This window comes from Bacillus sp. EKM208B (assembly GCF_011800725.1).
Taxonomy (GTDB): domain Bacteria; phylum Bacillota; class Bacilli; order Bacillales; family Bacillaceae; genus Bacillus; species Bacillus velezensis.
The window spans coordinates 385,825-411,646 of record NZ_JAANHO010000001.1 but is presented as its reverse complement, the minus strand read 5'-3'; the positions used below and the strand labels follow the sequence as shown (position 1 = coordinate 411,646).

The following is a 25,822-nucleotide window of genomic DNA, read 5'->3' as shown; positions in this document are numbered from 1 at the left end:
TTTCATGATGTGATGACTGCGGATACGGTTCTGTCTTTTCCGTTGATGTCCTGTACGACTTCCACTTCCGCATTCGGAAAGGAATGACGGAACAGGTCTTTCACGGCTTTTCCCTGATTATATCCGATTTCAAAGACGACAAGCGCTTTATCTTTCATGACAAGAGGCAGCTCCTCCATAAACCGCTTGTAGAATTTCAAACCGTCACCGCCGTCCGTAAGAGCATGAAGCGGCTCATGGAAACGGACGATATCCGACAAATCCGCCATTTCTTCTTCAGAAATATACGGCGGATTGGAAACAATTATATCCGCTTTTTTTCCTGATGAAATAAAAGGAGTTAACAGATCTCCCTGCAAAAAACACACGTCCGCTCCGAGGTTTTGCGCATTTCTTTCCGCCACCTGCAGCGCTTCTTTTGAAATATCCGAAGCCGATACTGAAAAATGTCCGCATTCAAGCGCGAGCGTCACCGCAATTGCTCCGCTCCCCGTACCGATATCAATGACGTTCAGGCGTTCTGCCCCGGAAAATGCCCGCTTCTGTCTGTCCAGCAGATGAAAGACGACTTCTTCCGTTTCCGGACGCGGAATGAGAACATCGTCATTCACAAAAAATTCCCTGCCGTAAAACTGTTCTTTCCCGATAATATATTGAATCGGAATACCTTCTTTATGCATCTCCACGTGCCGTCTGAATCGATAAAGCTCGTCCTCGCCGACGGTCTCCTGCAGACTTGCGAGAAGTTTGCTCCGATCCATTCCGGTATCATTTAACAGCAGCAGCTCGGCCGCGTTTTTTTCTCTTCCCGCTTCGGTTAAATAAGAAGAAGCCCAGCTTAGGGCTTCAAAAACGGTCTTCATCTTAATTTTCCGCCTGCTGGAGCTTGCTTGACTGGTCTTCTACGATTAACGCTTCAACCACTTCATCAAGCTTGCCTTCCAGGATTTGATCCAGCTTTTGAATCGTCAGGCCGATGCGGTGATCTGTCACACGGTTTTGCGGGAAATTGTATGTGCGGATACGCTCGGAACGGTCGCCTGAACCGACGGCTGATTTGCGGGTCTGATCATATTCAGCCTGAGCTTCCTGCTGGAATTTGTCATAGATTCTGGCGCGGAGCACCTTCATCGCTTTTTCTTTGTTTTTAATCTGAGATTTTTCATCCTGACAGGATACGACGACACCGGTCGGTAAATGCGTCAGGCGTACGGCCGACATCGTCGTGTTTACGCTTTGTCCGCCCGGTCCGCTTGATGCAAATGTATCGACGCGGATGTCTTTTTCGTGGATGTCCACTTCTACTTCTTCCGCTTCAGGAAGACACGCCACCGTCGCCGTGGATGTATGAATACGGCCGCCTGATTCCGTTTCCGGAACACGCTGTACGCGGTGCGCGCCATTTTCATACTTCAGCTTGGAGTATGCACCTTTTCCCGTAATCATAAAGATGATTTCTTTGTAACCGCCCGTTCCGGTCACGTTTGCTTCCATGACTTCAGTCTTCCAGCCTTGGATTTCGGCGTAACGGGAGTACATTCTGTAGAGATTTCCCGCAAACAGCGCGGCTTCTTCTCCTCCCGCTGCTCCGCGGATCTCCATGATTACGTTTTTGTCATCGTTCGGGTCTTTCGGGATGAGGAGCACTTTCAAACGCTCTGATAAGGTTTCCGTCTCTCCCTGCAGTTCGGAGATTTCTTCCTTCACCATTTCTCTCATATCGGCATCAAGCTTTTCCTCAAGCATCGCTTTCGCATCGGCAAGCTGTTCTGATGCGTCTCTGTATTGTCTATAGACTTCAACGGTTTCTTGTATATCAGATTGCTCTTTCGAATATTCTCTAAGCTTTTTCGGATCGTTGACCACTTCCGGATCACTTAAAAGCTCATTTAATTTTTCGTATCGTTGTTCAATTGACTGTAAACGGTCTAACACGGTCTTCACCTCTGTTTTCCTGTGCGTAACATTCTCATTATAGTATAGGGCTTATCGCCAGTCAAAAGCAATTCGCCTCTGTTATACTGAAGCAAAAAAGGAGGGGCGGATATGCTGAAATCCATCCACCATATAGCAATCATATGCTCTGATTATGAAAAGTCGAAAGCTTTTTACACCGAGATTCTCGGTTTCGGCATTATAAAAGAAACATACCGAAAGGATCGCGGATCTTATAAACTTGATCTTGCGCTGGACGGCGCGTACGCGATTGAATTGTTTTCCTTTCCCGATCCGCCCGAACGGCCGACCAGACCGGAAGCCGCGGGTCTCCGGCATCTCGCTTTCACCGTAAACGATCTTGAAGCAGCCGTCAGGGAGTTAAAGGAAAAGGGCGTCGGCACAGAACCGATCAGAACCGATCCGCTGACGGGGAAACGGTTTACCTTCTTCTTCGATCCCGACAAGCTTCCGCTTGAATTGTATGAAGCGTAACGTTTTTTGAAGAAATGCCGCTTTCTTTGGCGAATTCCTTCTTGTTTTGTCTAACATGAAGGGAACGCCGCCTCATGGTCGAATACCTAGCAAAAAGGAGGTATGTGATCATGAATACAAACATGGCCGCGAAAGAGCTCGGTGTCTCCGCAAAAACGGTGCAAAGGTGGGTCAAGCAGCTGAATCTTCCGGCTGAACGGAATGAGCTCGGACATTATTCCTTTACACCTGAGGATCTTGATGTGCTGAAATCGGTCAAACGGCAAATTTCTGAAGGCACTGCCCTTCTGGACGTTCAAGTGCCCCGGCAGCCGAAAAAACGGACGGGCTTCATTTTGCAGCGTCCGAAAATCAATGGCGGCGCTGAACAAAGATTGGCAGAGCTGGAGCGCAAACTGGACATTCTCACGAAAGAGAAACAAGGTGAAAACCATCTGCTTTCAAGGATAGAGGAGCTTGAACGCCAGCTGAAACAAAAGGCGGATGAAGGGGTGTCTTATCAGCTTCTTCAGCACAGACGGGAAATTGACGACCTCAATTCCGAATTGCAGACATTGGCCTCCCGCATCCAGGAACTTGCCCAGACAGCTCCCCTCTCAGAAACAGCCGCTTCTTCAGAACATAAGAAACCCAGAAAAAAAACGAGATTTTCGCCTTTTAAATTTCAATTCTAATCAAAAAAGCTCCCTGAAACAGGGAGCTTTTCATTATGCAGTCAGCGCAATGATGATCGGCAGTGAGATTAGAGATAAAATCGCACTGATTACAAACGCAGACGCAGTTTCTTCCTCTTGTTTTTCGAAACGTGTGGCAATCATCGCCGCTACCGCAGATCCAGGGAATGCAACGAGCAATACCGCTTTAGTGATCTGGTCAGCCGGAAGTCCGACTGCAAGAGCGATCAAGTACATCAGCGCAGGCTGAACGGCAACTTTTAACAAAGCGATACCGAAAGCCGGCAGACTGAGCTTAATGTTGCGGATACCGACAGTTACACCGACGGCGAAGAGCGCAACACCTGATGTTGTGCTTCCGAGCTGATCAAGCATTTTTTCTCCCAAGCCAGGGAGTGTTACACCGCAGAGTACCAGAATGATACTGATAAGCGGTGCAGCCGCAAGCGGTTCGGAAAGACCGTGAAGAATAGACTTACCAGTCATTTTCCAGAAGTTCTCGTTTTCAGTGTCTTTTTTCTTAGATGACTCACCGACAGTAGCGATAATGATCGCAAGCGGGTCAAGGATGGCGTTAACCACGATACCCGTAACGGCGATAGGAATCGCTACTTCGCTTGCTCCGAATAAGCTTCCTAGTACAGGAATACCCATAAAAGCAAATGTCGGCTGTGCAGAGTTTAAAGAAAATACAGATGAATTCGTTAAATCATACTTGAAGATAAATTTGCAAACCAACAGAATGACGATAAAGAATCCGACAATCCCAATGATCAAAGCGACCATCAAAGGAACCTGTGATAAAAACGCACTTCTTGAAGTGGTTAAAATACTTGCGATAAAATGCGCCGGAAGCGCGTACTTCGTAACTAAGGTGCTTACCCCTTTTGCTGACTTCGCGTCATAACTTCCGAAGCGACCTGCGAACCATCCCAGCACGATCACGAAAAAGATCGGCGCCAGGAGGATTAAAATATCTAAGAAGCTCAAAATGTTCTCCTCCAAATCCTTAATGTCCGTATACTTTAGCCTTTACATAAAAGCTTTCCCTCGGACTGTAAAATTAATCGTAAAAATTATTTAGCGACAACTTGCTTATATTGCGGTTTCCACATTGCATCAAGAACGGCTTGTTCTACATTCTCAGGAATGCGGTTTGCCACGCCTTCTTTAATGGCAGTTTCCGCTACGGCGATCGCAACTTTAATTGAAACTTCTTGTAAGTCGCTCATGCTCGGCAGAAGGCCTGCACCCGGTGTTTCAAAATCAACGCTTTCTGCGATTGCGTCAGCAGTTGCCGCAAACATTGCAGGAGTAATCACTTTCGCTTCTACAACGATTGAACCGAGACCAAGTCCAGGGAACGCGAATGCGTTGTTAGATTGTCCGATTTCATGAGAAACGCCATTGTACTCTACATTGTCAAACGGGCTTCCTGTCGCCACAAGCACTTTGCCGTCAGTCCATTTGAAAAGATCGCTAGGAACGGCTTCAGCAAGCGGTGTCGGGTTAGACATCGGCATGATGACCGGACGCTCAACGTGTTTTGCCATTTCTTTGACGATTTCTTCACTGAACGCGCCGCTTTGGCCTGATGTACCGATTAAGATTGTCGGTTTCGCTTGACGGATCACTTCAATGAAAGGAATTTGTCCATTTTCATCGCGTTTCCAATCTTTAATTTCTTCAGCTGTGCGCAGGTACGGCTCTTGGAAATCAAGGATGTTTTCCATACCTTCAATTAACAAGCCTCTGTAGTCCATTGTGTAGAACGCTTTGTTGGCTTCTTCTTCAGAAAGACCTGCAAGCACCATAGTGTCGCGGATTTGGTCAGCGATTCCGATTCCGGCAGATCCCGCACCGAAGACAACCACACGCTGGTCTTTAATAGACGCGCCTGTTTTCTTCATAGCCGCAAGCACACCCGCAAGCGTAATCGCACCTGTTCCTTGAATGTCATCGTTGAATGTAAGAATTTCATGGTTGTATTTCTTCATGATATTGCGCGCGTTTTTGTTTCCAAGGTCTTCCCAGTGAAGAAGAGCTTTAGGGAAATATTTAAGCGCAGCTTTTACATAAGCGTCAACGAAAGCTTCGTAACGTTCGCCTTGGATACGTTCATGGCGGTTACCGATGTATAAAGGATCGTTCAGAAGTTTTTCATTGTTCGTACCGACGTCAAGAACGACAGGAATGACGCGGCTTGGGTCAATACCGGCAGCAGCTGTGTATACCGCTAATTTACCGATGGCGATGTTGATACCGCCTACACCCCAGTCACCGATTCCGAGGATGCTTTCTGAGTCTGTCGCAACGATCAGATCAATATCTCCGGCAGTGGCATGAAGGTTTTCAAATGCCTCTTCAATTCCTTCCACGTTGTCGATAGAAAGGTAAATTCCTTGAGGTCTTCTGTACTCATGACTGTATTCTTGAATCGCTTCACCGACAGTCGGTGTGTAAACAACCGGCAGCATTTCACGAAGATGGTTTTGAAGCAATTTAAAGAAAAGAACTTCGTTACGGTTTTGCAAATCATTCAAATATACGTTTTGGCGAAGGCGGTCCGGCTGAGCTTGAAACTGCTCGTATGCGCGTTTTGCCTGCTCATCAAGAGACAGAATTGTCGGAGGAAGCAGCCCGTCTAATCCAAGGCTTTTTCTTTCTTCTGCTGAAAACGCAACACCTTTATTTAAAGTAGGGATAGATAGAACTTCTTTTCCTCTTAAAGTAGTTTCTAAGTTGCCTTCCTTCGTTACTTTAATATTATTCAAGAAAATCTCCTTCTTTCTTCAAATAGTTAACAAAGTTAAGTAATTACCCGTTTTGGCTAGTGTGATCGCGATCTGCTATATCTTTTTTTGACAATTATTCGAACAATGTCTCATAACTATTTACATTACTTAGTCATTTTATGCCTGTAAAAATGAAAATTCAAGAGATGAAAATTACTTAATTTTTTCATACTCTTTTTTAAGTTATTTAACTACAATTTTTGAAAAAACGTCAAAAAAACACCGGATTTTTTACCGATGTTTTCATGAAAAGGGTTATTTATCAGTCTGTTTTTTCGGCACTTCGTGATGATGTCTGCATCTCGCTTCGTATGACTCCGATGCGCCGACTAAAATGACCGGATCATCATAGGAAGCGGGCTTCCCGTCAATCAAACGCTGCGTACGGCTTGCCGGCGACCCGCAAACGGAGCAGACCGCCTGCAGCTTCGTCACCGATTCGGCAACCGCCATCAGATTCGGCACCACGCCGAACGGCTCTCCCCGGAAATCCATATCAAGTCCGGCCGCGATGACACGATAGCCTTTATCCGCAAGCGAGGATAAGTCGCCGATGATCGATTCGCCGAAAAACTGCACTTCATCTACCGCGATGACGTCCGTGCTTTCACTGATATGATCCCATATTTCAGCCGAAGACGAGATGACGTGGCTTGTCATGGATGTGCCGTTGTGAGAAACGACGGCCTCCTCGCTGTAGCGATTATCAATGGCAGGTTTGAATACCTTAACCTCCTGCTTCGCATATGTCGCTCTTTTCACTCTGCGGATCAGCTCTTCTGATTTCCCAGAGAACATGCTGCCGCATATCAGCTCAAGCCATCCGCTTTGCTTCATTATGTACATAGGCTATCCGCTCCCCTTTTTTTCCTGTTTATGGACATAAAAAACAGGCAAGAAGCAATTCTTGCCTGCCTGTAAAATCTATTATTACTTAAGACCGTATTTTTTGTTAAAGCGATCAACACGACCATCAGCAGAAGCGAATTTTTGACGTCCAGTGTAGAATGGGTGGCATTCAGAGCAAATCTCAACGCGTACCTCTTCTTTTACTGAGCCTGTTTCAAATTCATTTCCGCAAGCGCATTTAACTGTTGCTTTTTTGAAATTAGGATGAATTCCTGCTTTCATTGTATCCATCTCCTTCCGCCCTGAATCCCGTGTGGAAACAGAGTTATTATTCCGGAGTAATCCGGAACGCATATGAGAGAATTATATCAGTCATTTACTGCATTTGCAAATACATTTTTTATCAGCGGCGGGCTGATGATGAAAGGTTTGCCTGCTTCCATTCTTGGTTGATCAGATCGAAGAATTCTTGATTCGTTTTTGTTTTTTTCATTTTTCTCATAAACTTCTCTGCGAAGTCCGGAGAATCAGACATCGATTTGCGGATCGCCCATAGACGGTCAAGATGCTCTTTCGGCACGAGCAGCTCTTCCTTCCGTGTGCCGGAGCGGCGGATATCGATCGCCGGGAAAATCCGTCTTTCCGCAAGAGAACGGTCAAGGTGAAGCTCCATGTTGCCCGTTCCTTTAAACTCTTCATAGATGACGTCATCCATCCGGGAGCCCGTGTCTACGAGCGCCGTCGCCAAAATGGTCAGGCTGCCGCCCTCTTCAATGTTTCGCGCGGCACCGAAAAAGCGCTTCGGACGATGGAACGCAGCCGGGTCAATCCCGCCGGAAAGCGTACGTCCGCTTGGCGGGATAACGAGGTTGTAGGCCCGTGCCAGGCGGGTAATGCTGTCCATCAAAATGATAACGTCTTTTTTGTGTTCAACGAGACGCATCGCCCGTTCAAGCACAAGCTCCGCTACCTTAATGTGATTTTCCGGCACTTCATCGAACGTCGAGCTGACGACATCGCCCGCTACGGAACGTTCAATATCCGTTACTTCTTCCGGTCTTTCATCAATTAAGAGAACGATCAATTCAGCGTCAGGCTGATTTGTCGTAATGCTGTTAGCGATTTCTTTCAACAGCATGGTTTTACCGGCTTTCGGCGGCGCCACGATCAGACCGCGCTGGCCGAAACCGACGGGAGCCATCATATCGAGAATTCTTGTTGAGAGATAATTCGGTTTCGTCTCAAGCACCATTTGGCGGTCCGGATAAAGCGGAGTCAGCGCGGGAAAATGGACGCGCTCTTTCGCAGATTCCGGGTCATCTCCATTTACCGCTTCAACGTGCAAAAGTCCGTAATAGCGTTCGTTTTCTTTCGGCGGACGCACCTTGCCGGATACTTTGTCACCGTTTCTTAAATCAAAGCGGCGGATCTGGGAAGCAGAAATGTAGATGTCTTCTGAGCTTGGCGAGTAATTAATCGGTCTGAGGAAGCCGAATCCTTCCGATTGGATGATTTCGAGCACGCCTTCCATAAACAGAAGATCCTCCTGCTCGGCGTTGGCTTTCAGAATGGCAAAGATTAATTCTTTTTTAGTCAGTTTGCTGTAGTAGGAGATTTTATAATGTCTGGCCAGTTCATATAGTTCTTTTAATTTCATATTTTCCAAAGAGGAAATAGATACGTCTTTCATAAAAACACCACGCTTTTCATAGTCAATGTATTGCTGTTTTCATTCAAATCGGCTGCTTCGCATGATTCCGCCAAAGCACATTCTTTTATAAAACGTTCAGGAACTTCTATCGGTAACACTTCCACCCATGATCGGCGCTTTTTTAAAAAAGGAATGTCTTAATGAGTTTTGAAGGAAGCGAGGACAAAAACTTGAGAAGATCAATATTTATATCGTCTGTATGCGGTAGAATTTGAAAATTTCCCAGTACTCAAAAGAAGGAATGACACAGAAAAATCGCAGCACTCTTTATTTTTACCTCATTTCAAAAAATTATTCAACTTAAATAATGCTTTGACATATAAATGATAGGGTTGACTCTTTATTGCAAAAGAAAAGCGGGACTTTCCGTCCCGCTTTTCTCTATTTATGGCCGGATCACAAGATTTGGTTTTTTCTTCAGGCTGTGTCTTCCGTCAACGAATCGGACCGTTCCTGATTTCGCCCGGATGACCAGACTTTCAGTCGTGCCGACGGAGCCTTTGAACTGAACGCCTTTCAGCAGCTCTCCGTCCGTGACGCCCGTTGCGGCAAAAATGGCGTCATCCCCTCTCACAAGGTCCTCCATCCGGAGCACTTTGGATACATCAAGGCCCATTCGCTCACAGCGGGCCTGCTCTTCCGCACTTTGCGGCAGAAGCCTGCCGATGATTTCGCCGCCGAGCGCTTTTAACGCAACGGCAGACAGCACGCCTTCAGGAGCCCCGCCTGAACCGAAGAGAATGTCTACTCCCGTATGGTCAAAGGCCGTATTGATGGCGCCCGCGACATCACCGTCGTTGATCAGTTTGATTCTGGCGCCCGCCTCACGCAATTCAGAGATGATTTTTTCATGTCTGTCACGATTTAAAATGGTTGCCACGACATCTTCAATGTCTTTGTTCTTCGCTTTCGCAACGGCTTTTAAGTTATCAATGACAGGCGCTTCGATATCGATGCAGCCTACCGCTTCGGGACCGACCGCGATTTTTTCCATATACATATCCGGGGCGTTCAGCAGTGTTCCATGGTCGGCGACCGCGATCACCGTCAGCGCATTCCAGCCGCCGCTCGCTACGATGTTTGTGCCTTCAAGAGGATCGACGGCGACATCGACGCGCGGGCCGTATCCGTTTCCGAGCTTTTCGCCGATGTAAAGCATCGGCGCTTCATCCATCTCGCCTTCCCCGATCACGACCGTGCCTTTCATCGGCACCGTGTCAAACACGTCACGCATTGCGCTTGTCGCCGCATCATCAGCTTCATCTTTTTTCCCGCGGCCCATCCATCTGGCAGATGCTAAAGCCGCCGCTTCAGTGACTCGAACCAATTCCATCGATAAGCTTCTTTCCATTTCAACACGATCTCCTCTCAAAAGTCCGCATTTCTATGAATTTTGGAGCTGTTCTATCTCTTCGTCCGTCAGCCTTTGCCGCCAGATTGTGGCGCCCAGGCCTTCGAGTTTTTTCTCAAGATTGCTGTAGCCGCGGTCTAAATGCTCGAGACCGGTAATTTCGGTTACGCCGTCAGCCATGAGCCCGGCGACGACCAGACAAGCGCCTGCACGCAGATCGCTCGCCTTTACTTTTGCGCCCTGAAGCTCGGCCGGACCGGTGATAATGGCCGACCTGCCTTCCACTTTCATGTTGGCCCCCATCCGTCTCAGCTCATCTATATGTTTAAATCGGGCCGAGTAGATGGTGTCGGTTACGACGCTCGTGCCGCTGGCTCTCGTTAACAGAGATGTCATCGGCTGCTGAAGATCAGTCGGAAATCCCGGGTAAACAAGCGTTTTTACGTCGACCGGTTTTATCTGCTTCTGCCCGCCGAGCATAAGAAGCTGATCGTCACTCGTCTCAATGTGAAAACCCATTTCCCTGAGCTTCGCCGTTAAAGACTCCAGGTGAGTCGGTATGACATTATCAATAATGACTTCTTTCCCCATCGCGGCGCCGGCGATCATAAAGGTGCCCGCCTCAATTCTGTCCGGAATGATCGTATGCCTGCATCCGTGCAGCTCTTTTACGCCGTCGATTCTGATTACATTGGTTCCCGCGCCTTTGATCTTTGCGCCCATGCTGGTGAGCAATGTGGCCACATCAATAATCTCAGGTTCCTTGGCGGCGTTTTCTATCACGGTTTTACCTTCAGCCAGTACAGCGGCAAGCATGATATTGATCGTCGCTCCGACGCTGACGACATCTAAATAAATCCGTGCGCCTCTCAGCCTTTCGGCGCGCAGATAAATCGCGCCTTGTTCATTGGTGACTTCCGCCCCAAGCGCTTCAAACCCTTTGATGTGCTGGTCAATCGGCCGCGGCCCGAGATGGCATCCGCCCGGCAGTCCGATGACCGCCTGTTTGAAGCGGCCCAGCATCGCGCCCATTAAGTAATAGGAAGCGCGGAGTTTTTTCACTTTGCCGTTGGGAAGCGGCATGCTGATCATCGGGGAAGGGTCGACGACCATTTCTCCTTTTTCAAAATGGACGTTTCCGCCGATTTCTTTCAGCAGGTCACGCAGCGTTTCAATATCTGAGATCTCCGGAAGCCCTTCGATCGTTACTTCGGAATTTGCCAGAATGGTTGCGGGTATCAATGCGACGGCGCTGTTTTTCGCGCCGCTGATATGTACGGTTCCGTTTAACGGATCGCCGCCGGCAATATTCAACTTTTCCATGATAGTCTCCTTCCATAAGAAGATAGCTGCGGAGCGTAAATAAAATGGCATTTTATTCTGTCTCTGCAAATAAAGCTCTTGTCCAAAATGTAGCCAATTCGAAGAGAAAGAATACAAGGACATTATAAAATAACAGGAAGAAAATAGCGAAGCTTTGCGGGGCATTTTTAACACAGGATGCACAGAGGCCCGCCGGGTTCACATTCCGGGGAAACACACTCTTCACTTTGATACTGAAGGCCCGCTGCCAAACAGGAAAACATAAGGGTGCGGCAAACGGATGCAACCGGTTTGCCGCCCTATTTATCTTTATTTATTCCAGTCTGCCAAGAATTGCTCGATGCCTTTATCCGTTAACGGATGTTTCGTCAGCTGGTGAATGACTTTCAGCGGCATCGTACCGATATGCGCACCGCGTAAAGCGGCTTCAGTCACGTGCTGCGCATGACGGATGGAAGCTGCGATGATTTGTGTATCAATGTCATGAATGTCAAAAATCTGTCTTATTTCTGAAATCAGTTCAAGACCGTTATGGCCGATGTCATCCAGACGGCCTAAGAACGGAGATACATAAGTCGCCCCGGCTCTTGCCGCCAAAAGCGCTTGGTTGGCGCTGAAAATGAGCGTTACGTTTGTTTTAATGTTCAGGTCGCTCAGCGCTTTTACGGCTTTTAACCCTTCAGACGTCATCGGGATTTTCACCGTGATATTCGGTGCGATTTTTGCAAGTTCTTTACCTTCTTCAATCATTTCTTCTGCATTCAGGGAAATGACTTCCGCGCTTACTGATCCGCTCACGACTTCCGTAATCTCACGAAGTCTGTCATGGAAAGACACGTCAGCTTCTTTCGCCACTAAACTAGGGTTTGTCGTAACTCCGGCAAGAACGCCAAGTTCATAAGCTTCTTTAATCTCGTCAATGTTTGCTGTATCAATGAAAAATAACATAAGGAAAGCCTCCCCAGTAATAAATTTTCAGAACTGTAAAACATGATTGCGCTTTCTAAAGGTAAGACATAAAACCGCCTGTCAATGCTGTCAGGCGGTTTATGGATGTTACATTGGATTAAGCTTGGTTTGAAGAACCGAACTCACGCATTTTGCCGATAACCGTTTCTTTGATCGCTTCACGAGCAGGTCCAAGATATTTACGAGGATCGTATTCGTTCGGCTTAGCTGCCAATGTTTCGCGGACAGCTTTTGCAGAAGAAATTTGGTTTTCAGTGTTTACGTTGATTTTAGCCGTACCAAGTGAGATTGATTTTTTAATGTCGGCAGTCGGAATTCCTGTACCGCCGTGAAGTACTAACGGAAGGCCGGTTGATTTGCCGATATCTTCCATTTCTTTGAAACCGAGGTTCGGTTCGCCTTTGTAAGGGCCGTGAACAGAACCCAGTGCAGGTGCAAGGCAGTCGATGCCAGTGCGCTCTACAAGTTCTTGACACTCTTTAGGGTCAGCATAGATTACGCCTTCAGCGATCACGTCATCTTCCTGTCCGCCTACAGTTCCAAGCTCAGCTTCAACTGAAACGCCATGGAAATGAGCAAGCTCAACCACTTTAGCTGTAGTTGCTACGTTTTCCTCAAACGGGTGGTGAGATGCGTCGATCATTACAGAAGTGAAACCTGCATGAATCGCTTTCGCACAAGATTCAAAGCTTGAACCGTGGTCTAAGTGAATGGCGACAGGAACTGTCACTTTGTATTCTTCCATAAGAGCTTTAACCATGGCAACCACTGTTTTGAAGCCGCCCATGTAGCGTCCCGCGCCTTCTGAAACACCAAGAATAACCGGGGATTTTTCCTCTTCTGCTGCTTGTAAAATAGCTTGAGTGAACTCAAGGTTATTTAAGTTAAATTGTCCAACAGCATATCCTTTTTCTTTAGCTGTATTCAACATTTCCGTCATTGAAACTAAAGGCATGTCGAAAGTCCTCCTTATGTAGCCTGATTTGCTTCTTCTCGAAAAAAGCTTTCCACCTATAGCATGACCATAAAAACCTGTCATATGTAAAACAACAGATCGCTTTTTCTCCATCTCTAGGATACCAACTTTTCGACAAATCGGCAACACAATGACATAATTGTTTCTAATTTTATTAATTCGATTTTAGAGGTAAATATTTTTTCACCGCGTCTCTGATCTCATCAATGTCAAAAGGTTTCGCAAAATGGGTCAGCGCTCCGAGCTCTTTTGATTCCTTAATCATATCGAGTTCTCCGTAAGCGGTCATGATAATGACGCGGATGGATTCGTCAATCATCTTCATGCGCTTGAGAATTTCGATTCCGTCCATGCCGGGGATTTTCATATCTAAAAGCACGAGATCGGGCCGTTCTTTCGTTACGATGTCCAGCGCCTGTATGCCGTTGGCGGCCTGAAACGTCTGGTACCCTTCTTTATGAAACACTTCATTGAGCAATATGCGTATACCGTATTGGTCATCTACGATTAAAATCTTTTCATTCATCATTTTACACCCCAATATTATCATTTTCGTCAAAAGGAAGCAGTTGTTTATGTATTCTGTTTGATTTTCACATTTCCTTTAATTATAATAGTCTACTTTCCGACATTTTCTGAGCATTTTCTCTTTTGTTGTATACTGTTCTTGTATGTGTAAAGGAGGTTTCACTCATGTTAAAGATATTTACGACACAGCTTGCAGGCATTTTTTCCCGCATTCAGGATAAGGAATCCGAAGCAATAGAAGACGGCGCGCGCCTGCTGGCGCAGGCAGCCGTCAGCGGTCATACCATTTATTTATACGGCGCAAATGAGATGCAGGGCATTTTGTGCGAGGCGGAACTCGGCTCAGAACCGATGCCTTCCGTCAAAGCGTTTCCGGATACAGCTGATTCGATTACAGAAAGCGACAGGGTGCTGATGTTTTGTTCAGGTCCGGGCACGGCTGAAGAACAGGCGCTGGCTCAAAAGCTTTATGAAAAAGGGATCGGCCTCGTTGGCGTATCTCCTGTCATCAAAGATCAAACCGGGATTGAGGAATTTTGTGATGTTCATATTGACAGCAAATTAAAAATGCCGCTTCTGCCTGATGAAGACGGGACAAGATACGGCTTTCCTTCATTAATGACAGGCCTGTATGTCTATCACGCACTGTCCTTTACGTTAAAGGAAATGATGCAGGAATATGCCTGATGCAGAAAAAAGACTTGCCGCTTTTAAAGGAGGCAAGTCTTTTTTTATTACTTCTGTTCTGCAGCTTGTACGGAAGCGCCGATAAAGTCTTTGAATAAAGGCTGAGGTCTTGTCGGTCTTGATTTGAACTCAGGGTGGAACTGGCAAGCGACATACCAAGGATGGTCTTTCAGCTCGATGATTTCCACAAGACGGCCGTCAGGGCTTGTGCCTGAGAACACAAAACCGTTCTCTTCCATTTGCTGTCTGTATTCGTTGTTGAATTCATAACGGTGGCGGTGGCGTTCATATACCACTTCATCCGCATACGCTTCGAAGGCTTTCGTGTCTTCCTGAAGCTTACAAGGGTACAGTCCGAGACGAAGCGTTCCTCCAAGATCCTCGACATCTTTTTGTTCCGGCAGAAGGTCGATGATCGGATAAGGAGTGGACGGATCAATCTCCGCAGAGTGAGCCCCTTCCAGACCTAATACGTTTCGCGCATATTCAATGGATGCAATCTGCATACCGAGGCAGATGCCGAAGAACGGAATTTTATTCTCACGCGCATACTTGGCGGCGATGATTTTCCCTTCTACGCCGCGGTCTCCGAAACCGCCGGGCACGATGATTCCGTCTGTGCCGCCAGTCAGCTCTTGAATATTGCTTTCTGTCACTTCTTCGGCGTTAATCCATTTGATCTTCACATCAGCGTCAAACGCATAGCCGGCGTGGCGCAGTGATTCAACGACTGAAATGTAAGCGTCCTGAAGCTCGACGTATTTTCCGACGAGGCTGATTGTAATGGTTTTAGACAAGTTTTTCACTTTCGTGACAAGGTCTTTCCATTCCGTCATATCCGGGTCTTTGCATTCTAATTTCATATGATCGCAGACAAGCTTATCGAGTCCCTGCTCCTGAAGATTAAGCGGGATGGAGTAAAGGTTGTCCGCATCTTCGCACTCGATGACCGCTTTCGTGTCAATATCGCAGAAGAGCGCGATTTTATCTTTCATATCTTGAGAAATAGGCATTTCCGTGCGCACGACGATGATATTAGGCTGAATACCGAGGCTTCTCAGCTCTTTTACGCTGTGCTGCGTCGGTTTTGTTTTCAGCTCGCCCGCCGCTTTGATGTACGGAACAAGCGTACAGTGAATGTACATCACGTTTTCATGGCCGATGTCGCTTTTCATTTGACGGATGGCTTCAAGGAACGGAAGGGATTCGATGTCTCCCACTGTTCCGCCGATCTCAGTAATGACTACATCTGCGTTTGTTTCTTTGCCTGCACGGTACACGCGGTCTTTCAGTTCATTTGTGATGTGCGGAATGACCTGAACTGTTCCGCCGAGGTAGTCCCCGCGGCGCTCTTTTTTCAATACGGCAGAATAGATTTTACCGGTCGTCACGTTGCTGAATCTGTTCAGATTAATGTCAATGAAACGCTCATAATGCCCTAAGTCAAGGTCAGTCTCAGCGCCGTCATCGGTAACGAATACCTCACCGTGCTGGTACGGGCTCATCGTTCCCGGGTCAACGTTGATATAAGGGTCAAATTTTTGGATAGTGACGCTCATGCCTCTGTTTTTCAAAAGGCGGCCAAGTGATGCAGCCACAATTCCTTTTCCGAGTGATGATACAACTCCCCCGGTTACAAAAATATATTTCGTCATTTCGTTTGCTCCTCTCTTCGGTCTGCGCTACATTCCTTAAAATGTGCCGTTTTATAGAAAATCATTTCACTAAAAACAAATGATGTGTAAAAGAATTTGGGAGATGAAAATAAGAAAGCTCCCTTTCAATTTCTTGAAAGGGAGCGTAGCACTCTTATGAATTCTCTTCTTTTTGAAGAGCCCAAAATACATACTACATAGTTCGACAATGAAAGTCAAGATCGTTTTGCCGATATAAAATCAGTCTTTGCGATCCTCTTCCTCATCATCATAATCTTCCTCATCTTCTTCAATCATCTCGTCTTCGATCTCAAGCTCGTCGTCATCTTCTTCATCGACATCTTCGTCGTCAAAGCTGTCTGCGTCAAGGTCAATATCTTCTTCCATTTCATCGAGATCGATGTCATCTTCATCAACTTCCTCGAATTCATCAAGGTCGAGATCTTCCTCAACGACTTTTTTCGCTTTTTTCTTTTTCGCTTTTACAGTCGGCTGTGTTTCTTCGTCCAGCTGATCGTACGGATACCAGCTGCGAAGCCCCCACGTCTGGTCTGACAGAGCAATAAAGCGGCCGTCAATGTTCAGGTCTGTATAAAATTGGGCGATACGGTCGCCCAGTTCCTCTTTCGTAACACCGAGCAAGGAGATCATTTCATTCAGCAGCTCCTGGAACGGAACCGGTTTTTTATGTTCTGAGAAAATTTCGTGAGCGATTTCAACTAAAGCCATCTGCTTCAGCTGTTCCTGAGAATATTGTTTGATACTCAAGGTCGGACACTCCCTTTCTATTACTTATATGTATCTGTTTCTATCCTATAATAAGAACGAATTTGTATTGTTTTGTTCATAAACCATACCTCTCATTATAAACAAATTAAAACAGAATATGCTACCCTTAACAGCGTAATTTAAGAAATTTTAGAGCCGTCCCTTCATAAATCGGCTGATGTGCGAAAACAAAGCCGCCGGCATATGCGCCGGCGGCCCGCTTCTTTCTATAAAGACTCTTGTTTTTCAGCGCCGAATACAGACATGGCGAGCAATTCACTGACATCATAAGTGCCGATCGCGTCTTCGGCTTCTTTCGCTTTCGTACCGTCACCGAGCATAGTCAGACAGTAAGGACATCCGGAGCTGATGACCGTCGGACTGACAGAAAGCGCCTGCTCAGTCCGGGCCGTGTTGATTCTCGCTCCCGTTTCTTCTTCCATCCACATGAGCCCTCCCCCGGCGCCGCAGCACATCCCGTTTTCGCGGCTGCGCTCCATTTCCTTCAATTGAACGCCCGGAATGGCTTTTAAGATCGCTCTCGGCGGCTCATACACTTCATTGTATCTTCCTAAATAGCACGAGTCATGGAAGGTAATCGTTTCATTCACCGGGTGAAGCGGTTTTAGTTTCCCCTGTGACACAAGCTCGGCTAATAATTCAGTATGATGATAGACTTCGGCCCGGAATCCGAAATCAGGATATTCATTTTTGAACATATTATAGGCGTGCGGATCAATCGTGACGATTTTTTTGATTCCGTGTTTTTCAAATTCGCCGATGTTGTGTTCCGCCAGCTCTTGGAACAGAAACTCGTTGCCCAAACGGCGCGGCGTATCGCCTGAGTTTTTTTCCTTATTGCCGAGAATCGCAAAGGATACGCCCGCTTCATTAAGCAGCTTTGCAAATGAGACGGCAATCTTTTGGCTCCTGTTGTCGTAGGAACCCATTGAGCCGACCCAAAACAAATAGTCGAACTCTTTGTCTTGCTTTTTCATTTCTTTCACTGTCGGAATCTCTGTATCGGCCTGCTCCCGCCAGTTCTCCCGCTCTTTCCGGTTTAAGCCCCACGGGTTTCCCTGTCTTTCAATGCTTGTCATGGCCCGCTGCGCGTCGCTGTCCATCTTCCCTTCCGTAAGCACAAGATAGCGGCGCAGATCGATAATTTTATCAACGTGTTCATTCATGACCGGACATTGATCTTCACAGTTGCGGCAAGTGGTGCACGCCCAAATCTCCTCTTCCGTGATGACCTCGCCGATTAAGCTCGGGTTGTAATCAATGGCTGCGGCCGCTTCACGCGATCCTCCCCCTGAGGAAGCCGCGGCGAGCTGATTCGCTTTCGTGTGCTGAAAAACGGGCGCGGGCACCCACGGAGATTTTGACGTCACGGCAGCGCCTTTTTCCGTCAAATGGTCTCTGAGCTTTAAAATGAGGTCCATCGGCGAGAGCATCTTGCCCGTACCGGAGGCCGGACACATATTTGTACAGCGGCCGCATTCGACGCAGGCGTAAAGGTCGACAAGCTGAGAGCGGCGGAAGTCTTCAATCTTTCCGACGCCGTAGCTTTCTTTCGTCTCATCGGTGAAATCGATTTTTTCCAGCTTTCCTTTTGAATCCAGCCTGCTGAGGAACACATTCGCCGGACCCGCAATTAAGTGCGCATGCTTTGATTGCGGCACGTACACTAAAAAGCTGAGCAAAAACAACAGATGAAGCCACCATGAAACATAAAACACGGCGGCGGCCGCCGGCGCTGAAAGACCGCCGAGCACAAACGCAATGGAGGAAGCGATCGGTTCCGTCCAAGACAGAGAATGATCGTGCCATAAAAGGTTCATGGCGTTCCCGAGAAGCACCGTCACCATCAGTCCGCCGATAAACAGCAGGACAAGCCCCGCTTTAAACCCGCGTTTCAGTCTGACGAGTTTTTCAATGTAGCGCCGGTAAAACGCCCAGACTACGGCGATTAAAATCAGAAACGTGACGATTTCCTGAAAAAAGGTAAACGCCGGATAAAGCGGACCGAGCGGCAGATGACGGTCAGGTAGCAACCCTTTCAGAATAAAATCAATTGCGCCGAACTGAACGAGTATAAAACCGTAAAAAAACAGAACGTGGATGATTCCGCTCTTTTTATCTTTCAGCAATTTTTTCTGTCCGAACACATTCACCCATATCTTCTGAAGACGTTCTTTCAGGCGTTTATCAAATTCTTCCCTTTGGCCGAGCTTAATATAAGCGATCCTCGTTCTGATCAGGTAAACGAATAAATAAACGGCGTAAGCGGTTACAGCTGAAAACAGCAGCGCGTTTACCATGAGAAATGCGTTCATCTTGTCTCCCCCTTTGTTCTGATACCCCTCTTCATTGTCATATCTTTACTTTATCATAAATAATGAATGAGTGTTCAGTCAATAATTAAATTCACATTCTCAGGGCACACTACGGATAGTTCGGAAAGGAGCGTCGGTATGAAGGTCATTTTTGTGTTGCTTGTCATTTTTATCATATTGATCGCACTTATGCTGCTTGATATGCTACTTGGCCGGGCGGCGTACAAAAAACAGGCGTATGAGCCCGTTTTTGACCCGAAAAAGAGTGATATCACACTCATTCACTGCGGCAGCGAGCTTGTGCGGCAGATGACGGCTGATATCCGCCAAGCCGTCTCTTCTATTCATATGATGTTTTTTATTATGAAGAACGACCAAGTCAGCCATGAGATGTTTCATTTATTGAAAGAAAAGGCCCAGGCCGGCGTCTCCGTATATCTGCTGCTGGATTGGGCGGGCAGCCGCCCAGTGAAAAAGCCTTCTATTCAAACGATGAAAAAAGCCGGCGTTCACGTTCATTTTCTAAATAAACCGGCATTTCCGTTTCTATTTTTCAGGCTGCAAAAACGGAATCACCGGAAAGTGACCGTCATTGACGGCAAAATCGGCTATGTCGGCGGTTTTAATATCGCTGAAGAGTACCTCGGCAAAAAAGCGAAGTTCGGAAACTGGGAGGATTATCACCTGCGGATGACCGGCGAAGGCACGGCGGATCTTCAGACTCTTTTTGTAAGCGATCTGAAACGAAACACCGGAAAAACACCCGGATCACCCGGGGTTTATCCGGCATTATCCGAAGGGAATATCTTTCATAGGACATATGCATCTGACGGGTTTTCGCTTGAATCGCATTATGAAATCTGCATCCGTAAGGCGGAGAAAAAAATCATTATCGGCACGCCTTATTATGTACCGAGCAAAAAGCTTCAGGAAGCGCTTATTTCAGCCTGCCGAAAAGGCGTCAAAGTCATCTTGATCGTGCCGATGAAGTCAGACCACCCGCTCGTTCGGGAAACAGCTTTTACTTATTATCCCGAGCTTCTGAAGGCCGGCTGCCTCATCTATCGGTATTATCAAGGCTTTTATCATGTCAAAGCCTTCATTATAGATGACCGCATCAGCATTATCGGCACGCCGAATTTTGATAAACGGAGCCTGTTCTGGAATGAAGAGGTGAATGTCATCATTCATGATGAAGCCTTTACAAAGGAAGTGCTTTCAACCATAAAGCAGGACATCGAAAAATCCGAGCTTCTCACATTAGAAAAAGTGAAACAGCGCTCCGTCAGACAGCTTCCTGCAGAATGGCTGGGAAAGGCCATATCTTACTTTTTATAAAGGAGAAACCATATGCTGTTCAGATTCGGATTCGTCGCAAACGCCATGTGCCTTTGGGACGCGTCCCCCGCCAAAACCTTAACATATGCGCGCTATACCAAACTTTCCCGCAGTGAGCGGAAAGAGGCCCTGCTTTCTGTGACGAAAGCAAATCTCACCAATACGCTGCGCACCATCCACTATGTGATCGGCCACGGCATTCCGCTGTACAGATTCTCAAGCTCGATTGTGCCGCTCGCCACGCACCCGGATGTGCTGTGGGATTTTGTTACGCCGTTTCGCCAGGAGTTTCGTGAGATCGGCGGGCTGGTCAGAAAATATGATCTCAGAACGAGCTTTCATCCGAACCAATTCACGCTTTTTACAAGCCCGAAACAGGAGATTACCGCAAATGCGGTCAAGGATATGGCCTATCACTATGACATGCTGGACGCAATGGGCATCGCGGACCGTTCCGTCATCAACATCCATGTCGGAGGCGCTTACGGTGACAAACAAAGCGCGCTTGGCCGTTTCCGAGTGAATCTGAAAGAACTTCCCGATGTCATCAAACAGCGGATGACTTTGGAAAACGATGATAAAACATATACGTCCGAGGAAACACTCAGTGTTTGTGAGCAAGAAGGCATTCCGTTTGTGTTTGATTATCACCATTTTTACGCCAATCCGACCGATGACGCTGATTTAGATGACATTCTTCCGCGGATGATCAAAACATGGCAGCGGATCGGCTTAAAGCCGAAGGTCCATCTCTCCTCGCCAAAATCAGAATCAGCCTTACGCAGTCATGCGGACTATGTGGATGCGAATTTTATTCTGCCGGTGCTGGAGCGGTTCAGACAATGGGATACGGACATCGACTTTATGATTGAGGCGAAAGAGAAAGACCGGGCGCTGCTCCGGCTCGTCGAAGAATTAAGCGCCATCCGCGGAGTCAAACGCCTGGCGGGCGGAGTGCTGAAGTGGAAGGCATAACCAGGTTTATCACCCGTTTATATGGGGAATTTCCGAAATAACAGACCATCAGACGGAGGAGAAAACATATGAAAAACATTACATCTTTGAAAATAGCCGCTAAGAAGTTCACTTTACGAAACATGCTTCAGCTTTATCAGCTTTGCCACACGGGAGGCCACGAGCTGTATATCTACTCTAAAAAAACGATGTGCAAAATCAAAGATATCATTGAGCTGGAAACGTTCAGAATGGCCCATAAAGAACAAGAATACTTAATTGTAGTGGAAGGAAAGAAAGCGGTGCAGCTTGTTGACCGTTTCAAACATATCATCGAACCTGCGCAAAAAGAAGCCCATTAAATACGGACTACATAAAAAAAGGATAGACAGGAGGCTGCCCGGCCCCTTTTGTCTATCCTTTTTCTTTTATTGATGTATCAGCTCGCCGAATTGCGCCTGATGGAGTCTCTGATACATGCCGCCGGATTCCAGCAGTTCCTTATGATGACCTTGTTCAGCAATGCCTTCTTTCGTGACGACGACGATCCGGTCCGCATCCTTAATCGTAGCCAGCCGATGGGCGATCACAAGCGTTGTGCGTCCTTCAGACAGCTCTTGCAGCGATTTTTGAATGGCGGCTTCCGTTTCTGTATCGAGGGCTGATGTAGCCTCGTCTAAAATTAAGATCGACGGGTTTTTCAAAAACATTCTGGCGATGGAAAGCCGCTGCTTCTGCCCGCCTGACAGTTTCACGCCGCGCTCGCCGATTACCGTGTTTAAACCGTCGGGATACCCGTTTACCAAATCCTCTAAATGCGCCTGGCGGACGGCCTGCCAGATTTCTTCCTCAGACGCATCGAGCCGCCCGTAAGCAATGTTTTCCCGCAATGTGCCGGAAAACAGAAAGACATCCTGCTGGACGACGCCGATTTGTCCGCGCAATGATGACAGCGTCATGTCCTTAATATCGATGCCGTCGATGGAAATCACGCCTTCAGATGGCTCATAAAAGCGCGGCAGCAGACTTGTCAGCGTTGATTTTCCCGCTCCCGAAGGCCCGACGAATGCGACTGTCTCCCCGGCATGAATGGACAAATTGATTCCCGACAGAACCGGACTGTTTTCTTCGTAACCGAACGACACCTGTTCATAGCGGATATTCCCTTTTAAACCGGACACATGTCTCGCGTTCGGGGCGTCCTTGATATCAGGCTCCGTTTCCAGTATCTCCATAAAGCTTTTAAAACCGGCAATGCCTCTCGGATACATCTCAATAATCGCGTTGATTTTATCAATCGGACGGAACAGAACGTTCGTCAGCAGCACAAAAGCGACAAATTCCCCGTAAGATAGCGATCCGCGGATCACGAACCATGTCCCGCACAACAGGACGAACAGCGTGACGAATCTTGTCAGCATGTAACTGATCGAGCCGTTTTTCGCCATGATTTTATAAGACGTCAGCTTTGTTTTGCGGAAACGCTGATTGTTCACATCAAACCGATGCGTTTCAAACGCTTCATTGCTGAAAGCCTGAACAAGACGGATGCCGCCGATATTGTTTTCAACCCTCGCGCTGAAGTCTCCGACGTCTTTGTTCAGTTTTGTAAACGCAGAGGTCATTTTTTTATTAAAATACAAAGCAAGCCAAATGACGACCGGCATAATGATAAAGGTCAACAGCGCGAGCTGCCAGTTAATGAACAGCATCACACCGAACGCGCCCAAAATCGTCATGATCGCGATAAACAGGTCTTCAGGCCCGTGGTGGGCGGTTTCTCCGATATACATCAAATCATTGGTGAGCTTGGACATTAAACTGCCCGTTTTGTTGTTATCGTAAAATTTGAACGAAAGCTTTTGCAGATGGTCGAAAAGCTTTTTCCGCATATCGGTTTCAATGTTAATGCCCAGCATATGGCCCCAATACGTCACAACATACTGAAGTGCCGAGCTGAGGGCGTAGACCCCGAATAAAGCCGCCGAAGTCAAAATAATCAGACTCCAATCCCGCCCCGGGAGCAATGTATCGATAAAGTAATTGACGATCAGAGGAAAACTCAGCTCCATCAATCCGCCGGCGATGGCAGAAAAGAAGTCGAGAAAAAACAGCTTCTTGTACGGTTTATAATAAGAAAAAAATTGTCGCAGCACGATTCCGTCCTCCTTGTGCCTCGTTCCTAATGATAATATTTCTCAATTATACTATACACAAGGAGTTTTAAAAGCGTTTTTTATAAAACGCCGGAAAATAACCGTGCGAAGGATTCCTTCGTTCTTTCCCATAATGTGCGCTTATAGAAACGGACGGGGCTGATTTTTTCAGACTCCTTCATATCCTCCAGATAATGCGCTTCAAGATCTTTGATCGCCTCTTGATCTGTAAAAAAGACATTGACTTCAAAGTTCAGCTGAAAACTTCTCATGTCCATATTCGCTGTCCCGACAGAGGCGAGGTTTCCGTCAGTGATGAGCACCTTTTGATGCATAAAGCCTTTTTGATAAGAATAGACTTCGATTCCTTCGCGAAGAAGCTCGGGGAAATACGATCTCGTCGCGTACTGGGTTAAAAACCCGTCATTGGTTTCCGGCACCATGACACGCACCCGGACGCCTCTGGCAGCAGCCTCCTTTAGCGCTGTGCGGATCGGCTCATTCGGCACGAAATAAGGCGTCGCGATCCATACAGACGATTCGGCCGCCGCTATCATGGCGTAATACAGATCGCTCATCCGCTCCTTCATATCGGGGCCTGTCGGAACGACTTGATAGACGCCGCCGCTTTCTGCCGCAACCGGGCGGGTATATGCTTTCTGATCAATCAGCACCTCATCTGAAACGTATTCCCAATCAAGCATAAAAATGCTGTGGAGCGTCTGAACGATTTCTCCTTCGACTTTCATATGGGTGTCCCGCCAAAAGCCGACATCTTGGTCTTTGCCGATATACTCCTTGCCGACATTCAGCCCGCCGACAAAACCGACTTTCCCGTCAACGATGACGATCTTGCGGTGATTTCTGAAATTGAATTTTTGGTTGAAAAAACCGTATTTCAGCGGCAGAAACGGGACGATGTTCACGCCCGCGCGTTTCAGTTTTTTAATATCTTTTCCGGCCAGCTTCAGGCTGCCGGCCGCGTCGAACAAAAACCGCACTTCCACGCCTTGACGCGCTTTTTCCATCATAATGTCCATCATCTTGTGCCCGAGCATGTCTGATTTGAACATGTAATACTCAATATGTATAAATGACGCAGCCTCCCGGAGCGCCTCAAACAGCTCCGGAAATGTTTCATCCCCGTTTTTAAGCACCTTCAGCCTGCTTTTTGTATTGATATTCATATGGGACGCCTTGATTGAATATTGAAAGAAACGCTTCTGATTTCCTTTCAGCCCGGACAGATCGGGAGTTTGTTCCATATCAAATATCGTTCTCAGCTTTTCCCGGTTGTATGTCCGTTTCGACCTGAACAGCTTGCCTTTTTCATAAAGCTGGCCGGAAAAAAGGTAAAATAAGTACCCGGCGATCGGAAAAAACACAAGAATATAAATCCATAACAGCGTGTGCTGCGAGGTGCGGTTTTCAAGAATTAACGAATAGATGCTGAACAAAATAATGCTTGCATAGCAAAGCACTCCTCCGTAAAACTCAAGCCTGGAAACCGGAAAAAACCATATGACATATGCTCCGATAAGCATCATATATAAAAAGCAAAATTCCAGTCTCCTTTTCAGCATCCCGACTCTCTCCCATCTGATCCGATATCTCTGTATACCCTCTGTTTTCCGGCTTGTAAACATATGAAAAAGCCTCTCCGCACGAGCGGAAAGGCTTATGATGACGCTTCCTGTGATTGGCTGGGTGTGATGTTTTGAAGCAATGCCGGATTGAGCGAGCAGCTGCCTTTGATTTTATTTTTGAAGATGCCGATGATCAGACCGGTGACCGCTATCGACACTAAGGAGAAGAGCCCTTTCAGCAACCCGACGGAAAAAATGCCGGCCAGCACGACGCCAAAATCGAAGAGAAAATTAACGGCACCCGGATTCCATCCGCAGCGCTTTTGCAGAAATAAAGCGAGGATATTGGCGCCGCCGAGCGATGCCTGATGATAAAACATGAGCGACAGGCCGAACCCGATCAGCGCCCCGCCGCAAATCGCCCCGGCAAGCGGTGAAACAGAAACCGGCGGCAGCCAGTGATCCGCACCGGTAAACAGAGTCAGCGCTGTGACTGCAAAAACGGTGGATAGAGTGAAATTGATTCCCATTCTGATGAGAGAAAATATATAAAACGGGATATTGATCAGAAAGAAGATCATCGCAAACGAGGAATGAAACACGTATGACAGGCTTAGTGACAGTCCCGCTGTGCCGCCGGTTAATACATGGGAATGTCTGAGTGTCAGGACGCCGGCGCTTGTCATCAGACAGGCGGCTAAAATGAGGAAAATCCGCTTCATTCTTCACTCTCCTT

Annotated in this window: 24 protein-coding genes and 1 pseudogene; 6 read left to right on the top strand and 19 right to left on the bottom strand. The window is 47.2% G+C overall.

Translation table 11 applies throughout. The annotated features are described in order from the left end of the window. Positions 1-2: 2 nt before the first annotated feature. Positions 3-863 (bottom strand): peptide chain release factor N(5)-glutamine methyltransferase, encoded by an 861-nt coding sequence (prmC, locus tag G9F75_RS02060; RefSeq protein ID WP_061861623.1) that lies wholly within the window; start codon positions 861-863, stop codon positions 3-5. A gap of 1 nt (position 864) precedes the next feature. Beyond that, positions 865-1,935, bottom strand: coding sequence for a peptide chain release factor 1 (gene prfA / locus G9F75_RS02055; protein WP_003151139.1), 1,071 nt, complete (start codon positions 1,933-1,935; stop codon positions 865-867). A gap of 111 nt (positions 1,936-2,046) precedes the next feature. Here prfA and gloA2 point away from each other — a divergent pair, with 111 nt between their 5' ends. Next, on the top strand, positions 2,047-2,430 hold the full coding sequence (gene gloA2 / locus G9F75_RS02050; RefSeq protein ID WP_007614387.1) for an SMU1112c/YaeR family gloxylase I-like metalloprotein: 384 nt from the start codon (positions 2,047-2,049) through the stop codon (positions 2,428-2,430). Between the two features lie 110 nt (positions 2,431-2,540). Then, on the top strand, positions 2,541-3,104 hold the full coding sequence (gene racA, locus G9F75_RS02045; RefSeq protein WP_021494805.1) for a chromosome-anchoring protein RacA: 564 nt from the start codon (positions 2,541-2,543) through the stop codon (positions 3,102-3,104). A 33-nt stretch (positions 3,105-3,137) separates the two neighbouring features. Here racA and G9F75_RS02040 read toward each other — a convergent pair whose 3' ends face one another. From G9F75_RS02040 to spo0F, 11 genes and pseudogenes are all read right to left on the bottom strand, one after another. Continuing rightward, positions 3,138-4,094 carry an AEC family transporter gene (locus tag G9F75_RS02040; protein ID WP_007407608.1) on the bottom strand — a complete coding sequence of 319 codons (957 nt, stop codon included), beginning with the start codon at positions 4,092-4,094 and terminating at the stop codon, positions 3,138-3,140. A gap of 86 nt (positions 4,095-4,180) precedes the next feature. Continuing rightward, the gene (gene malS, locus G9F75_RS02035) at positions 4,181-5,878 is read right to left on the bottom strand and encodes an oxaloacetate-decarboxylating malate dehydrogenase (RefSeq protein ID WP_007407609.1); all 1,698 of its coding nucleotides are present in this window, start codon (positions 5,876-5,878) and stop codon (positions 4,181-4,183) included. 276 nt (positions 5,879-6,154) lie between these two features. Continuing rightward, positions 6,155-6,745 (bottom strand): thymidine kinase, encoded by a 591-nt coding sequence (locus G9F75_RS02030; protein ID WP_038464350.1) that lies wholly within the window; start codon positions 6,743-6,745, stop codon positions 6,155-6,157. Positions 6,746-6,829: 84 nt separating this feature from the next. Next, positions 6,830-7,030: a 50S ribosomal protein L31 gene (rpmE, locus tag G9F75_RS02025; protein ID WP_003151132.1), complete on the bottom strand. Its 201-nt coding sequence runs from the start codon at positions 7,028-7,030 to the stop codon at positions 6,830-6,832. 121 nt (positions 7,031-7,151) lie between these two features. Then, positions 7,152-8,438: a transcription termination factor Rho gene (gene rho / locus G9F75_RS02020; protein ID WP_003151107.1), complete on the bottom strand. Its 1,287-nt coding sequence runs from the start codon at positions 8,436-8,438 to the stop codon at positions 7,152-7,154. After that, positions 8,435-8,643 (bottom strand): annotated as a pseudogene (locus tag G9F75_RS20250) (hypothetical protein). Before G9F75_RS20250 ends, rho begins: the two are co-directional and overlap by 4 nt. A gap of 201 nt (positions 8,644-8,844) precedes the next feature. Further along, the gene (glpX, locus tag G9F75_RS02015; protein WP_003151105.1) at positions 8,845-9,810 is read right to left on the bottom strand and encodes a class II fructose-bisphosphatase; all 966 of its coding nucleotides are present in this window, start codon (positions 9,808-9,810) and stop codon (positions 8,845-8,847) included. Positions 9,811-9,843: 33 nt separating this feature from the next. Continuing rightward, a complete protein-coding gene (locus G9F75_RS02010; RefSeq protein WP_007407612.1) occupies positions 9,844-11,133 on the bottom strand; it encodes a UDP-N-acetylglucosamine 1-carboxyvinyltransferase in 1,290 nt (429 codons plus the stop codon). Positions 11,134-11,442: 309 nt separating this feature from the next. Then, entirely contained in the window at positions 11,443-12,081 is a 639-nt protein-coding gene (gene fsa / locus G9F75_RS02005; RefSeq protein ID WP_003151103.1) for a fructose-6-phosphate aldolase, read from the bottom strand. A gap of 118 nt (positions 12,082-12,199) precedes the next feature. Next, positions 12,200-13,057, bottom strand: a complete 858-nt coding sequence (locus G9F75_RS02000) for a class II fructose-bisphosphate aldolase (protein ID WP_003151102.1) — start codon at positions 13,055-13,057, stop codon at positions 12,200-12,202. 175 nt (positions 13,058-13,232) lie between these two features. Beyond that, positions 13,233-13,607, bottom strand: coding sequence for a sporulation initiation phosphotransferase Spo0F (spo0F, locus tag G9F75_RS01995; protein WP_012118670.1), 375 nt, complete (start codon positions 13,605-13,607; stop codon positions 13,233-13,235). Positions 13,608-13,771: 164 nt separating this feature from the next. Between spo0F and G9F75_RS01990 the strand changes: the two genes are divergently transcribed. Beyond that, positions 13,772-14,293: a DUF2529 domain-containing protein gene (locus G9F75_RS01990; RefSeq protein WP_007407614.1), complete on the top strand. Its 522-nt coding sequence runs from the start codon at positions 13,772-13,774 to the stop codon at positions 14,291-14,293. A gap of 47 nt (positions 14,294-14,340) precedes the next feature. On the opposite strand, the gene pyrG is transcribed toward G9F75_RS01990, so the two are convergent. The 3 genes from pyrG to G9F75_RS01975 all read right to left on the bottom strand — a co-directional run bounded on the left by pyrG (position 14,341) and on the right by G9F75_RS01975 (position 19,052). Beyond that, a complete protein-coding gene (gene pyrG / locus G9F75_RS01985; protein ID WP_003151098.1) occupies positions 14,341-15,948 on the bottom strand; it encodes a glutamine hydrolyzing CTP synthase in 1,608 nt (535 codons plus the stop codon). 240 nt (positions 15,949-16,188) lie between these two features. Next, entirely contained in the window at positions 16,189-16,716 is a 528-nt protein-coding gene (gene rpoE, locus G9F75_RS01980; protein ID WP_014419114.1) for a DNA-directed RNA polymerase subunit delta, read from the bottom strand. 227 nt (positions 16,717-16,943) lie between these two features. Beyond that, positions 16,944-19,052: a (Fe-S)-binding protein gene (locus G9F75_RS01975; RefSeq protein WP_017418725.1), complete on the bottom strand. Its 2,109-nt coding sequence runs from the start codon at positions 19,050-19,052 to the stop codon at positions 16,944-16,946. A 138-nt stretch (positions 19,053-19,190) separates the two neighbouring features. On the opposite strand from G9F75_RS01975, the gene cls (G9F75_RS01970) reads away from it, so the two are divergent. The 3 genes from cls (G9F75_RS01970) to G9F75_RS01960 all read left to right on the top strand — a co-directional run bounded on the left by cls (G9F75_RS01970) (position 19,191) and on the right by G9F75_RS01960 (position 21,706). Continuing rightward, on the top strand, positions 19,191-20,390 hold the full coding sequence (cls, locus tag G9F75_RS01970; RefSeq protein ID WP_167408901.1) for a cardiolipin synthase: 1,200 nt from the start codon (positions 19,191-19,193) through the stop codon (positions 20,388-20,390). A gap of 12 nt (positions 20,391-20,402) precedes the next feature. Beyond that, entirely contained in the window at positions 20,403-21,365 is a 963-nt protein-coding gene (uvsE, locus tag G9F75_RS01965) for a UV DNA damage repair endonuclease UvsE (RefSeq protein ID WP_167408900.1), read from the top strand. 68 nt (positions 21,366-21,433) lie between these two features. Beyond that, positions 21,434-21,706: a hypothetical protein gene (locus G9F75_RS01960; protein WP_003151087.1), complete on the top strand. Its 273-nt coding sequence runs from the start codon at positions 21,434-21,436 to the stop codon at positions 21,704-21,706. Positions 21,707-21,772: 66 nt separating this feature from the next. Here G9F75_RS01960 and G9F75_RS01955 read toward each other — a convergent pair whose 3' ends face one another. From G9F75_RS01955 to G9F75_RS01945, 3 genes are all read right to left on the bottom strand, one after another. Further along, positions 21,773-23,500 (bottom strand): ABC transporter ATP-binding protein, encoded by a 1,728-nt coding sequence (locus G9F75_RS01955; RefSeq protein WP_101287719.1) that lies wholly within the window; start codon positions 23,498-23,500, stop codon positions 21,773-21,775. An 80-nt stretch (positions 23,501-23,580) separates the two neighbouring features. Continuing rightward, positions 23,581-25,083 (bottom strand): cardiolipin synthase, encoded by a 1,503-nt coding sequence (gene cls, locus G9F75_RS01950; RefSeq protein ID WP_061861626.1) that lies wholly within the window; start codon positions 25,081-25,083, stop codon positions 23,581-23,583. Positions 25,084-25,178: 95 nt separating this feature from the next. Continuing rightward, positions 25,179-25,808 (bottom strand): YitT family protein, encoded by a 630-nt coding sequence (locus tag G9F75_RS01945; protein ID WP_021494798.1) that lies wholly within the window; start codon positions 25,806-25,808, stop codon positions 25,179-25,181. Positions 25,809-25,822: the final 14 nt, after the last annotated feature.